Source organism: Nostoc sp. FACHB-152, from assembly GCF_014697475.1.
Taxonomy (GTDB): Bacteria; Cyanobacteriota; Cyanobacteriia; order Cyanobacteriales; family Nostocaceae; genus Nostoc_B.
In genome coordinates, this window is sequence record NZ_JACJRV010000129.1 from 1 (window position 1) to 12,074 (window position 12,074).

General features: G+C 40.1%; 12 protein-coding genes. 9 read left to right on the forward strand and 3 right to left on the reverse strand.

Annotation, left to right across the window (positions count from 1 at the left end; all coding sequences use genetic code 11):
• Positions 1–96: 96 nt before the first annotated feature.
• Positions 97–258 (reverse strand): hypothetical protein, encoded by a 162-nt coding sequence (locus H6G76_RS34660; protein ID WP_190710723.1) that lies wholly within the window; start codon positions 256–258, stop codon positions 97–99.
• 378 nt (positions 259–636) lie between these two features.
• Between H6G76_RS34660 and H6G76_RS34665 the strand changes: the two genes are divergently transcribed.
• The 3 genes from H6G76_RS34665 to dnaX all read left to right on the forward strand — a co-directional run bounded on the left by H6G76_RS34665 (position 637) and on the right by dnaX (position 4,204).
• Entirely contained in the window at positions 637–1,629 is a 993-nt protein-coding gene (locus H6G76_RS34665; protein WP_190710724.1) for a DUF5895 domain-containing protein, read from the forward strand.
• 80 nt (positions 1,630–1,709) lie between these two features.
• A complete protein-coding gene (dnaN, locus tag H6G76_RS34670) occupies positions 1,710–2,720 on the forward strand; it encodes a DNA polymerase III subunit beta (protein ID WP_242056660.1) in 1,011 nt (336 codons plus the stop codon).
• 194 nt (positions 2,721–2,914) lie between these two features.
• The gene (gene dnaX, locus H6G76_RS34675; RefSeq protein WP_190710725.1) at positions 2,915–4,204 is read left to right on the forward strand and encodes a DNA polymerase III subunit gamma/tau; all 1,290 of its coding nucleotides are present in this window, start codon (positions 2,915–2,917) and stop codon (positions 4,202–4,204) included.
• Positions 4,205–4,313: 109 nt separating this feature from the next.
• Here the strand turns inward: dnaX and H6G76_RS34680 are convergent, their stop codons facing one another.
• Complete coding sequence (locus tag H6G76_RS34680; RefSeq protein ID WP_190710726.1) at positions 4,314–4,940, reverse strand: 2-phosphoglycerate kinase; 627 nt, start codon at positions 4,938–4,940, stop codon at positions 4,314–4,316.
• A 141-nt stretch (positions 4,941–5,081) separates the two neighbouring features.
• On the opposite strand from H6G76_RS34680, the gene H6G76_RS34685 reads away from it, so the two are divergent.
• From H6G76_RS34685 to H6G76_RS34705, 5 genes are all read left to right on the forward strand, one after another.
• Positions 5,082–6,899 carry a 3'-5' exonuclease gene (locus H6G76_RS34685; RefSeq protein WP_190710727.1) on the forward strand — a complete coding sequence of 606 codons (1,818 nt, stop codon included), beginning with the start codon at positions 5,082–5,084 and terminating at the stop codon, positions 6,897–6,899.
• Positions 6,900–6,987: 88 nt separating this feature from the next.
• Positions 6,988–7,770, forward strand: a complete 783-nt coding sequence (locus H6G76_RS34690) for a hypothetical protein (RefSeq protein WP_190710728.1) — start codon at positions 6,988–6,990, stop codon at positions 7,768–7,770.
• 123 nt (positions 7,771–7,893) lie between these two features.
• The gene (gene holA, locus H6G76_RS34695; protein ID WP_190710729.1) at positions 7,894–8,853 is read left to right on the forward strand and encodes a DNA polymerase III subunit delta; all 960 of its coding nucleotides are present in this window, start codon (positions 7,894–7,896) and stop codon (positions 8,851–8,853) included.
• The gene (locus H6G76_RS34700; RefSeq protein WP_190710730.1) at positions 8,850–9,725 is read left to right on the forward strand and encodes an AAA family ATPase; all 876 of its coding nucleotides are present in this window, start codon (positions 8,850–8,852) and stop codon (positions 9,723–9,725) included. Before holA ends, H6G76_RS34700 begins: the two co-directional genes overlap by 4 nt.
• Positions 9,726–9,803: 78 nt before the next feature.
• A complete protein-coding gene (locus H6G76_RS34705) occupies positions 9,804–10,475 on the forward strand; it encodes a hypothetical protein (RefSeq protein WP_190710731.1) in 672 nt (223 codons plus the stop codon).
• 336 nt (positions 10,476–10,811) lie between these two features.
• Here the strand turns inward: H6G76_RS34705 and H6G76_RS34710 are convergent, their stop codons facing one another.
• A complete protein-coding gene (locus H6G76_RS34710; protein WP_190710732.1) occupies positions 10,812–11,651 on the reverse strand; it encodes an oxidoreductase in 840 nt (279 codons plus the stop codon).
• Between the two features lie 102 nt (positions 11,652–11,753).
• Here H6G76_RS34710 and H6G76_RS34715 point away from each other — a divergent pair, with 102 nt between their 5' ends.
• Positions 11,754–11,978: a hypothetical protein gene (locus tag H6G76_RS34715; RefSeq protein WP_190710733.1), complete on the forward strand. Its 225-nt coding sequence runs from the start codon at positions 11,754–11,756 to the stop codon at positions 11,976–11,978.
• Positions 11,979–12,074 lie beyond the last annotated feature (96 nt).

A 12,074-nucleotide genomic window follows, 5' to 3' on the forward strand; every position in this document is an offset into this window, starting at 1 on the left:
TATTGACATTAAGTCCTAATAAGCGTCCTTTCTACCAACAAGGTCAAAGAGCTATGAGACTTATTCTGTCTGCATTCTAGCCCTTTTTGTAGCCCCTTAAGCTTCTACAGCTACTAAAGCTACTTTGTAAATATCCCATTTATTGTGTTCCTTTATTTTTCGTTCAATATCTAGCAAAACCCAGCCAGATGGAAGTGAGTTATGACATTTATCAATAACTGAACTGTTGAAGTTTGCATCGCTAGATGAAAAAGTCATGACTATACTGGGTTCTCTTGTTGACAATCTTTAACTATGCTCGATAAAGAATACTTTATTCCTTCTTAATATTTAGAGTTCCCAGTTTTGACCAAAAAATAACACAGATAAGACTTCTACCAAATCTAAATAGAGGTGCACATCATTAATTTATGGATGCAAACTTGGTAAATCTAGCTCAGACAACCTATAGGTATAATGTATTCTAATTTTTTAGATGTATAATTCTTAATAATTAGTGTTTCACTTGGCAGAGAAGATAAGAGATCAAGTCAGTCAAAAAACACCTGCTAAAGTTGTTTTTTATCCAACGAATTAAGTTTTTGACCACAACTTTATTGCATACGCATTAAATTTTGGTTTCAACTAGCCAAAATTATGCCAAAAAGTCAAACAAAGCCTACTAATTCTACTACTGAAGAAAGCACAGTATCCCAGTCTGAACCCCCTGAACAAACAGTTCAGAATAATACAAACATACAAAAGCGTAAATTAGCTATTTCTAAATTTGCAAATCCTGAGTACAATGCGCCGATTAGTAACATCTGCATCTGCCAAGTCATCAACCACATGGAAGCAGAAAAAGTTGGGTTGTTTATCAAAGATAAATACTTAGCAGCAATTAACTGGCAAGGACAAGAACCTACACACAAGCACACCTTCTCTAGCGGCACGCCAGAAATGGGAGTGTTGTTGCAATCGCCCAGGATGCACATTCTTGATGTTTCTCCCAGATATATTGAACAGCGCGATGACGGCAAAATTGTAGGAGTGTACGAATCACCTGATGGGTACGAAATGTACCAAGCACTTGGCAAAGATGCCGTAGTATTGAGACGGTTTTATTTGTTGCAACTTGTTGATGAAAATAATCATAACCTGCACTCAGTACCAATTGTCCTATCAATTAAAGGCGTTGCATCGTCAAAATTTGGCGAGGCTTATAAACAGTTCCAACGCGAACTAGAGGTTGCATTTGCCCGATTTACTAATGCAACTGTCGCTGAAAAACGTGCAGAGTTTCATCGCCTCGGTGTATTTCAACCCACTTTTACGCCATCTCTTGAACCTAAAGAAGCAGTCAATCAAAGAGATAAATCTTGGGTAGCAGTTGTCACTTCCTACAAATCACCAAACTCCGATGGAAGCGATTTTCTCGAATTCTTCTCAGAACAGAAAGAAATCGATATCCAAACAACGATGCAGGCAAATCCCGAATTCTCTCACCGCATCGGTAAAACATCAACTGTTGTAGCAGAACATAATCGCCTGGTAGGTGCAGCTGATATGCCAGTAGCAGCACTTCCTCCTAGTACAGCAGGTCAAGCTTATACAGCATACAGTACTGAGATGGAAGAACTGCCCTACTAAAAAAAACTATCTCATGTAACCGAAAAGGGTGCTAGAAATAGCACCTGTTAAAACATCATTTACTAAAAGCAAAGTAACAAATGAAACTAAGCATTGAACAATCTAAACTCGCAGAAATTCTAGAAACTGCTTATCTTGCAATTAGTCCTAAGCCTACTGACCCAATTTTAGGAAATATCTTACTGATAGCAAATGAAGATGGGATAGTATCAGCAACAGGAACAAACCTTAACCTCACAATTCATACTACAACGACGGCTAATGTAGAAACGTCAGGTCAGGTAGCACTACCAGCCAAACTATTAACTGACACTATTAACAATGTCAGAGGAGAAATTACCTTAGAGGTAGAAAACCAAGCCTGCATAATTACTCACAATAGCGGTAAATGCCGTCTGATTGGCGGAAAACCTGACGAGTTTCCAACTCTTCCCAAGGGAGAAAATCCAATAGAAGTAAATTTAAGTGCCAAGAAACTCCAAGCTGCACTTGAAGGGACACTGTATTGCACCAATGGTGACGAAACAAAGTTAGTTTTAACTGGTGTCAACTTCAAAATTGATACCAATAAGTGGCAAGCTGCTAGTACAAATGGTCACAAATTAGCACTAGTCACAGGAACACTTGATAGCGAATATTCTGAACCAATTGACTTTACTGTTCCAGGTAAGTCACTTGGCGAGTTAAACAAAATTCTCTCTCAAAGTGCCGATACAAGCGTGTGCAATATTCTTCTATCAAATAAAACTATTGAGTTTAGTCTTCCTAATACAAAGGTCATTTCCCGACTTTTAGAGGGAGAATACCCCAAAATCAATAGTTTGATTCCCAGAACATTTGAGTATGAATTTACATTAGAACGCAAGGGATTTGAGAGCGCACTGAAGCGGGTAAGTTATCTAGCTGAACGCAAGCAAAAGGTTGTCAAAATTCTCTGGGAATTGGAAGCTACACAGGCAACACTATACACTGAAGCTACTGATATCGGGGATGCAGTTGACTCGGTACTGATGAAACCAGCAACTAGTCATTCAGAAAACATCAGTATTGGATTAAATATCGACTACCTTATCGGAAGAAGTCATAAATAATACTCAGACTTCTCAAACGGAAAGCAATGGTGAAAACTCGGAAGTAGAGACATCAACACCTGAGGCTAAAGGTAGTAACAAAAGTAAGCCAAGTTCGCGTACACGAGCCAAGAAAGAGGCTGCTTCTGTATAAAGCAAACTCCCCTACCAGATAACTGGTAGGAGGAATTTCAAATAAATTATTGGAAAGAACTATGTACCAACCACTACATCTCAAATATCGTCCCCAGACTCTTAGTGAAGTTATTGGGCAAGAACATATCGTTCGCACTCTTATAAATGCGATCGCTCTCCAAAAGATTGCACCTGCTTACCTATTTAGTGGCCCCAAAGGTACGGGCAAAACCAGTACCGCCCGCATCATCGCTAAATCCCTCAACTGTCAATCAAGCAATGAGCCGACAACCAAGCCCTGTGGAGAATGCAATTCATGCAAGGGAATTACAGCATCTTCTTCTGTTGATGTAACCGAACTGGATGCAGCAAGCAATAGTGGAGTAGAACTGATCCGAGAGCTTATATCCACTATCCAGTTTGCACCAGTGGAGAGTAGATTAAAAATATTCATTATTGATGAATGTCATGCCCTAAGCAGCCAATCGTGGCAAGCACTCCTCAAAACCATTGAAAGCCCTCCCCGTCATGTAGTATTTATCTTCTGCACAACCGAGTTACACAAAGTTCCAGAAACCATTGTCTCCCGTTGCCAAAAGTTTGACTTTAAGAGAGTTCCTGCCTCGCTAGTTGCAAGTTACCTAGAACAAATATCTCACCAAGAAAGTATCAACATTGCACCATCAGCAGTTACCGCCGTAGCTAAAGCAAACAAGGGACATCTGCGCGACTCACTTAAACTTCTAGACCAGTTAACCTTACTAGATGAAGAGGAAATTACCTCTAACTGGGTTTGGGAACTATCAGGTACTATTGCCGAATACGATCTACTCACCGTCTGTGAAAATATCATCAAAGGAGAAATTACGGGCAATTTAGGCATTCTCCAAGATTGGATTGAATCTGGTAAACAGCCAACTGCTATCCATACAAGTCTTGTCAACTTCCTCAAAGACTTACTTGTGTGCAAAACTAATCCTAATGGCAGACATCTTACACAGCTAGAAGAGGACACCTGGGAGGAATTAGTAAGTATCTCGCTGTTGTGGAATATCGACCAGATCCGAAATGCGATCGCACTTTTAATGGCACGCCAAAATCTCATGCGGGATGAAGACGCGCACCTTTGGTTGGAAGCTACACTTATCGAGATAGTTCCAACCAACAAGAGTAGTCACCAATCACAACCCTGGAAAGATTGGAAAACTGCTCAAGATGCGATTAACTGGGCGAAAGAACAGTTACCCTACTTAACACAAGCGCAGTTACAAGAACACTGGCAAAAGCTGACACCTATTAATGGTAAAAAGGCACCTGCTTGGGTAGAAGCTGTCCAAAAACTGCAACAAAAACAATTACAGCAAGCTTAACTTTAAGGAGGGTTATAGCTATGGTTATAACCCTCTATTTATAGTTTTTTAGTAACAGTTAAAATGCTAAAACTACTAAAGAGATTAATATTTATTAAAATACTCTCATTTAGAAAACCTGCATCAATTCCATACATTTCTTTGAAAGTTCGTCTGCCCCTGACACAGATTCTACATCAATACATATAAATTCGAGATGTTCAACCTTCTCCCTCATGCGTTTATTATATAATAAGGTACGGTCTAAAAACTTTTGAATTAAGTGCTTTTTATCCTCACTTACATTATAAAAATCACTTTCACTAAAGATTCGGTAAGAGAAGAGTTGGTCACTAGCCGTAAGCCAAATCGCTTTAACACCATTTTCGCTAACTAAATTCGCTACAAATTCAGGCCATAATGCAGAGCCTTCAAGGATAAGGCATTCCGTTGATAAATCAGACGCATGAGAATGAACGATAATCTCGACTTGCGGTAACACATTTTTCTCATAATGCGACAATACATCTACAAAAAGAGCGTCAACAGACAAAGTTCCATAATGTTCTGCTACGTGTTCTGGAATAGCATTTCTATTTGCACCTACCCAAGGATGTCCAGGATGCCGAGCGAGTTTGTCTGTAGAACGATAACTCCAACCAAGCTTCGCCGCCAAAGATTGGCCAAGGGTGGATTTACCTACATGAGAGGAGCCACCAATTAAAATCACTCGTGTTTCATTGCTTAATTCATTCATAAGTACTGATGAACCATGCTTATTTCTGCATTTATTTAATAAAATAACCAAATGAACTAACATTTACTACCACAGCAGCATACGCAGTTAAGTTGATAGTTAAAAATTAATATCAATATGAATTAGGGAAATCTCTAATTAATGAATTATAACCACAGAGATTTTGTAAAAAAATCTAGAGGGATAATCGTTGTCGATAAAGACAAACTAAACATTTATTGGAAAGACCCCTCTCCAATAAAACCTTGGCAGCCCAAAATACAACTCAAGCCGTATCAGGAACTTTTACAAATATTTGTTGATATCGAAACAGCAGGAATCAACCCATTTGAAAGCCGTATTTATGCTATTGGTTGTATGGATTCAAGGGGATATTCTACTATTTTCATGGATATCTCAGAAGCTAAAATACTGACCAAATTTATCAACCATCTCAGTAAAAGAAATCCAGATGTCATTTTCACATATAACGGGATGGCATTTGATATTCCATTTATTATTACTCGATGCAACTTGCACGGTATAAAACACCCATTTCAAGTTGCATCCAAATCTCGGACTATTCGTACCGCCCAAGTACGGGGCGAGCCACTAAAAATTCAGGAGGTGTTCATCCGAAATAGCCAACACGTAGACATTTATATCTGCGTTCTGAGGTGGGATTTCATAGCCAAAAAGCTAACTAACGGCAGATCGCTCAAAAAGGCTGTATTGGACATGGGACTGCGCCAGAACACCAGGCTAGTTCTTCCCTATGAAGAAATCCTCGCTTGTTGGAAAGATGGCCCCAACAGTAAGGGATGGAAACGCCTGAAAGAGTATCTTGTGTACGACCTCGAAGACACCCGGCTAATTGCGAATAGACTTGTACCTTCATACTATTATGAAGCACTAATTGTACCGGAAATGAATCTCCAGCAGCTAACACTTGCTGGTAATGGTACTAAATGGGAGCGAATATTTGAGCATCATTATCCAGGTTATAAACCAAAACCCGATCGTAAGTACAAATTTCAGGGAGGGATGGCTTACTCTATTCCTGGACTGTATAGAAGGGTTGGATATGCAGATATTAGCTCAATGCACCCTTGGGCAATGCTAGATAAGGGTATTTGCTCAATTAAAGATACAGAACGTATTGGACTAAGTATTCTGCAATATTTGGTGAATGAAAAATTTAGGTTGGAACAACTTGCATCTGCTGGAGATATTGCTGCTAAGGAAAAAAGAGAATCCGTCAAGGTTTTAGCTAACTCCGAGTTTGGATTCTTCGGCACCTCTGAACTCGCCTTCAATGATATGGAGGCTGCTGCATTAGTTACAGCCTACAGTCGAAAAGTACTCAAGCTAATGATTGAAATTATCACTCGGCACGGTGGTACTCCTGTGGAAGTTGACACCGATGGAGTGTTCTTCACACATCCCAACCCAGAAGAGGTACGTAGTTTACTTCAATCTCAATTGCCCAAAGGAATAATTGTCAAGCTAGAGTTTATCGCTGACGCTATGTTTATCCCCGAACGGGGAACCAAAAATTACCTTTTATGGCTTCCAGACGGGAAAATTATCACTAAAGGCAACTGGCGCAACCGCGATCGCTCTCAACTGGAGAAAGAGTTTTCTATTGAGTATTTAACCCTGCTAATTCAAAATATATCAGCAGCCGAAGATTATTATGCACACATCAAATCCCAGATTTTCTCAAGGGAATATCCAAAAGAAAAACTTGCAATCACACGCAAAATTAAAGAGGGCGAAAAAGAAATCCTTAAACTAGGGAAACCTGGAGATGTAGTCACTTACTATTACGGAATTAGCGGCATAACTAATATCAGTAGTAATGAGAATTATTCACGTCAATACTATCTTCACTTGATTGAGAAAAGGCGAGAAGAAATTCTCAAAATAGCTGCTCCTGCAACACTAGAAAGTAACAAGCGTCAGTTATCTCTTTTCTAAATGAACAAAGTTGAGATTTTAGGTAAATTTTGAAGGCACTAAATATAAAGGTTTTTCAAATTCATACATTCTGATTTGTCTGTAACTAATGAAAAACAAATCCTCTTCTCGCAAGCCCAGGCTTAATAAAAAGCAAAGGGCTTGGGTAAACTCATTCCTTTCGTCTCATCCTAATGCCAGAGTTAGAACTATCTACGAATTGGATGGCGATCGCGTAGTTCAAATTGAGTGGTGGGAAAACACAACCCCAGTAATATTAGACCCGAAAATTTACATCCAAGGAATTATCAGCTACAACATGTGGGTTAAACTAAGAAAGTCTGGCGATCCCAGGAAAACAGCTGAGTTTTCTTATCGCATTACCCCACCAGAAAAACGAAGTGCATCATGGCACTTAACAGGTCAACTCTCTCTAGAACTCCCCCAATGTTACGAAGTTGCAGAACCAAACAACCCAGTTATCATTAAATCAAAAAGGAGAAATACTAAAACCAAAAAAGTTAAAAAATTTCTTCAATATACTCTTCCTCTATCAGAGATTAGTGTTCAACTTCATACTACAAATATAGAAGATGATGGTGTTACTCTATGTGGACAAGAAATATTACTAGAAAACACACCACACTTACATTTAGATACTGGTAAAGACACTAAACTTCCCGAAGCTATAGTCAAAATTCTCTCAGAGAAACAAGCCAGCTTAAAAGAATGGGAAACAGCTATTACACTATACGAGGTAACTGGTTCTAGTGGAGTAATAGAGTATCTTCAACAGTTAGATTCTTGGCGCAAATACTTGGGTAATAAACCAGTAGAGAAGCATATTGAGAAAGATTCAATTCAAAATTTTGTACAACCAGTACAAACTTAAGTAAGTGTTTACTGGTCACACATAATAAATACCAAGCAAGCAGAAAGAGTTAATACTAACTCTTCTTTTTTTTACCACTGCTTATAACTAACGCATGATGATTAGATGTTTATCTAATCTGTGATGCCAGTATACCTATACTACGGCGAAGATACCTATTCGCTCAACCAAAAAATAAACCATTTGGTGAATCAAAATGTTCATGCTGAATGGAAAGATTTCAACTACATCAAGCTATCTGGAAATGAGAAAAATATTGCTAGCAAGGTTTTTACTGAGGTTATGACTTTACCCTTTGGAGATGGTAACAAAATTGTTCATACAGACAGCGATCATTTAATTGGAAGTTTATCAAATCAGGATAATAACCAAGAACTTGAAAATCAACTTTCTCGAATACCTGCAAGTAACATTCTTTTAATCACTAGTAACAAAAAGCCAGATTCTCGCAGAACAGTAGTAAAAACTATCCTAAAATATGCTCAACAAGAAGAGTTTCCTATCGTTCCTTGTTGGGATAAAAAGGGGATAGTTAATTTGATAGGGAAGTATGCAGCTATCCATCAAGTTAAACTTACACCGGATGTGACTGATTATCTAGTCGAAGCAATTGGTAATAACACTGCACGAGCCGATAGCGAATTTGCTAAACTTGCTGTCTATGCAATTGAAAAAATTATTTCCCTTGAGGAAATAAAACAATTAGTTAGTAATCACAATACTGACTACCAAAAGCTTACTATTGCTATGTTAAGGAATCATTCAAACTTGGCAATAGCACAGGTGGATAAACTACTAGATAGTAATGAACATCCACTCAAAATAGTAGCAACTATTACGTCAATTTTTCGTACTTGGCTAATAACTAAAGCTGGCGTAGAAGCTAACTTATCTGACATGAAGATTGCAGAAATAGCCGAATTGAAGAACCCTAAAAGATTGTATTACCTCAAAGATGAAATCAAGTTTGTAGGCGTTCAAAAACTGAAAAATAGCCTTACCTTACTTTTACAACTCGAAACGGAACTCAAAAGCGGCACTAACAATTTAACTAGCCGAATTATCGAAATTTGCACGATATGAAAAACGACTTATTTACAGAAATCATCGGACAGCATACCGCCAAACTTCTACTAACTGAAGCAATCGAACGTAATCAAATTGCTCCCGCATACCTATTTAGCAACGAAGTTGAGGGAGTGGGCAAAGGAAAAATTGCTTTGGCATTTGCAAATGCAATACTCTCAAGAGGAAGTCGCTCCGCGATCGCAGGAGAATCTAAACATCTAGACATCTTACAAATCAAACCAAGCTATACCGAAAACACCTCCCAGCAGAAAGGTGTACCTGCTATTCGAGTAGAACAGGTGCGCGAGGTAATTGAATTTCTCTCAACTAGTGCAGTCGAGGGCAAGCAAAAGGTTGTGATTATCCACGAAGCAGATATGCTCAACCCTACTGCCGCTAACAAACTTCTTAAGACGCTGGAAGAACCTAAAACTGGAACGTTTATTCTGATATCATCCTATCCTCAAAAGCTATTACTCACTATCAAGAGTAGGTGTCAAATCATACCTTTCCAAAGGTTAACTGATGAGGAGGTTATTTCTGTCCTTAAAGACCAACAGATTGAGGCAACAGAAAAAATACTAGCTATCAGTTCGGGCAGTCCTGGTCAAGCGATCGCCAATATTAAAATGTTAGCTTCCATTTCACAAGAAATCACAAGTCAACTGGAAGTGCCTCCTGACGATATCCTCAACGCACTCAGTTTAAGTAACTCCATCTCAAGCTGGAATCACCAGACGCAGTTATGGTTGCTTACTTATCTGCAATACAACTGGTGGCAGAAATTAAAAAGCACTAAGCTACTAGCTAAATTCACCCAGGCAAGACAGCAATTGCTGCATCACGTTACTCCCAGAAGCGTTTGGGATAGCCTACTTCTGCCATAACAAAACCCACTCATTATCAAAAAGCACTGCCAGTTAGAAGTATTTCTAGCTGGCAGTATTAGTTTACACATAAATAATATGAACCAGCAGCACAGCTTATTCGATGTCGAAGAAACCATCCGTAACAGTAAAAGCCAAAAAGCTAGCGAAATATTAAACCCTAGCACTAGAAAGATACTTCAACTACTAACCAGCCAAGGGATTAATAAAGCTGTTACAGCCAGCCTACTCGATCTAGCAGGAGCAAGCCGTGAAATTGTTCAATACATCGCCGGGCCAGTTGTGACTCAGCAGAACGGCTGGCAACAGTCAATTCCCACTTGGGTTTGGCGCGCGATCGCAGTTGACAGATTAAATGCAGCTTTACAAGAGATAGACAAGGGAGAAGTAGGTAAACTCGCCTCTAGTAGCGAAGTTGTTGCACTGATGATGCCAATTGCTTTTGAAGTGCCGCTATCATCCGAATGGACAGATGTTTACCTCTGGGCAAGTTATGATGCCCTTGTCAGGCACAGACCTTTCAAGAATTTTAACTACGAAAACCTGTGGGAGAAGATTGGTACAACTCCGGTTTCGTATGACAAAATTCGCTCTGATTATGAAACCCTGGCTGCTGATATTCGTTCTCGTGTAGTCAAACACGCGGCGAAAGAGGGATGGGGTAAGAAGTCTTCAAATAACAACAAACACTCTGTTACAGCAACTTCAACTGAGAGTAATACTAAGATGGAGCAATTGTCACTGTTTTAATAACTAATTGTTAATACTTTTTTCAACACTCCTCCCAAATTCCTTCCTCTCTTTGTCCGTGAGAGGAGGAAGTTTTTCCTTGCAATAAAAATTGCCTAATTTCTGACACTGATTGACATAAATTCGTCTTGCTGAATCACTTGCCCTCAAGTCCTGACGCAAAAGTAATTTAAATGGTTTTTCATGCTCCTTCAATTCTTTTACTGCTACAAGAATTTCTGGTGATATGGCAGGATTTTCACAAAATGTAGAATAAACCCACTGTTTTTATGAAGCCTTAGAGCGCTTGCTTATTGGCTTTTATTCTTTCCTCCTGCCAAGTCTTCTGTATCAAACTTAAAGTGAAACGGGATAATCAGTAGATTCAGCCAGAGTGCGCCATTGTGCCGTTTCTTGCTCGACGTAAGCGTTTTTCTCAGCAATGGCTCGAAGGGTGTCTGTGCCGAGCGGCAACCGTAGCGGTGGCGTATCCGCATTCGCGAGTTGAAGCATCGCTTGAGCAAGCTTGGTCGGGTCTCCTGGCTGTTGATAGCTCAGTTGGGAGGCGATTTTACGAACTTTACCAACTGTCTCGGCGTAATCGGGAATTTCCATTGCAGTGCGCTGGAGTGAACTGCCATCGAGAAAATTAGTCCGGAAGTATCCAGGCTCGACCACCGTTGCATGGATGCCCAGAGGCGCTAACTCATCATGCAGCGCTTCGGTAATGCCTTCAACTGCAAACTTGGTTGAGGAGTAAATGCCCCACCCTGGAGTGGAGCGATAGCCCCCGATCGACGATAGGTTAATAATGTGTCCAGAGCGGCGCTGACGCATACTGGGCAATACGGCACGGGTCATGTTCAACAGCCCGAAGACATTCGTGCGATAGACTCGCTCAACCTCTTCGGCACTGGTTTCTTCGATGCCGCCGAGTACACCAAATCCCGCATTGTTGACTAACACATCGATCTGCCCAAAGCGTTCCAGTCCTGCTGCAACTGCCGCTTGCACCTGAGCCTCGTCGGTAATATCCAAACTGAGCGCCAACACATTTGGGTTCGACTCAAATTGATGCAGATCGGTCTTTTTGCGGGCGGTTGCAATTAATTGATCTCCTGCTGCCAAAACGGCTTTCGCTATTTCGGCTCCAATTCCACGGGAAGCACCTGTAATGAACCATGTTTTCTGAGTCATCTGTCTATCTCCTTTATTGCCTTATTCTTTCATTACCTTTTTGGTATAGGTTTATCTTAGGCTTTAAAACAAAGGTTATAAATACATAAACCTAGCAAGTTATTGCCTGATTTTCTCAAGCTAGGGGGTGAAACAGACAGTTACGCTCGGTGTACTGCAAATCGCAATGTTTTATCACTTCTCGCGCGGCGGTACGCGCCTCCAGAATTCATCGAAGGCTATCGAGTCAAAGAATGCGATGACTTTGACAATCTTTCCGTCCCGCATCTCCATGAACCAAGCGTAGGTGTTGCGATAGGGCTTACCGTCCACTGCTGTGGCCCTTAAGGGGCTACAAAAAGGGCTAGAATGCAGACAGAATAAGTCTCATAGCTCTTTGACCTTGTTGGTAGAAAGGACGCTTATTAGGACTTAATGTCAATA

Coding starts and splice junctions, on each gene's coding strand:
- H6G76_RS34705 (WP_190710731.1), top strand. CDS start 9,804: ATGAACCAGCAGCACAGCTTATTCGATGTCGAAGAAACCATCCGTAAC.
- H6G76_RS34660 (WP_190710723.1), bottom strand. CDS start 258: ATGACTTTTTCATCTAGCGATGCAAACTTCAACAGTTCAGTTATTGAT.
- dnaN (WP_242056660.1), top strand. CDS start 1,710: ATGAAACTAAGCATTGAACAATCTAAACTCGCAGAAATTCTAGAAACT.
- dnaX (WP_190710725.1), top strand. CDS start 2,915: ATGTACCAACCACTACATCTCAAATATCGTCCCCAGACTCTTAGTGAA.
- H6G76_RS34690 (WP_190710728.1), top strand. CDS start 6,988: ATGAAAAACAAATCCTCTTCTCGCAAGCCCAGGCTTAATAAAAAGCAA.
- H6G76_RS34700 (WP_190710730.1), top strand. CDS start 8,850: ATGAAAAACGACTTATTTACAGAAATCATCGGACAGCATACCGCCAAA.
- H6G76_RS34685 (WP_190710727.1), top strand. CDS start 5,082: ATGAATTATAACCACAGAGATTTTGTAAAAAAATCTAGAGGGATAATC.
- H6G76_RS34665 (WP_190710724.1), top strand. CDS start 637: ATGCCAAAAAGTCAAACAAAGCCTACTAATTCTACTACTGAAGAAAGC.
- H6G76_RS34710 (WP_190710732.1), bottom strand. CDS start 11,651: ATGACTCAGAAAACATGGTTCATTACAGGTGCTTCCCGTGGAATTGGA.
- holA (WP_190710729.1), top strand. CDS start 7,894: ATGCCAGTATACCTATACTACGGCGAAGATACCTATTCGCTCAACCAA.
- H6G76_RS34680 (WP_190710726.1), bottom strand. CDS start 4,940: ATGAATGAATTAAGCAATGAAACACGAGTGATTTTAATTGGTGGCTCC.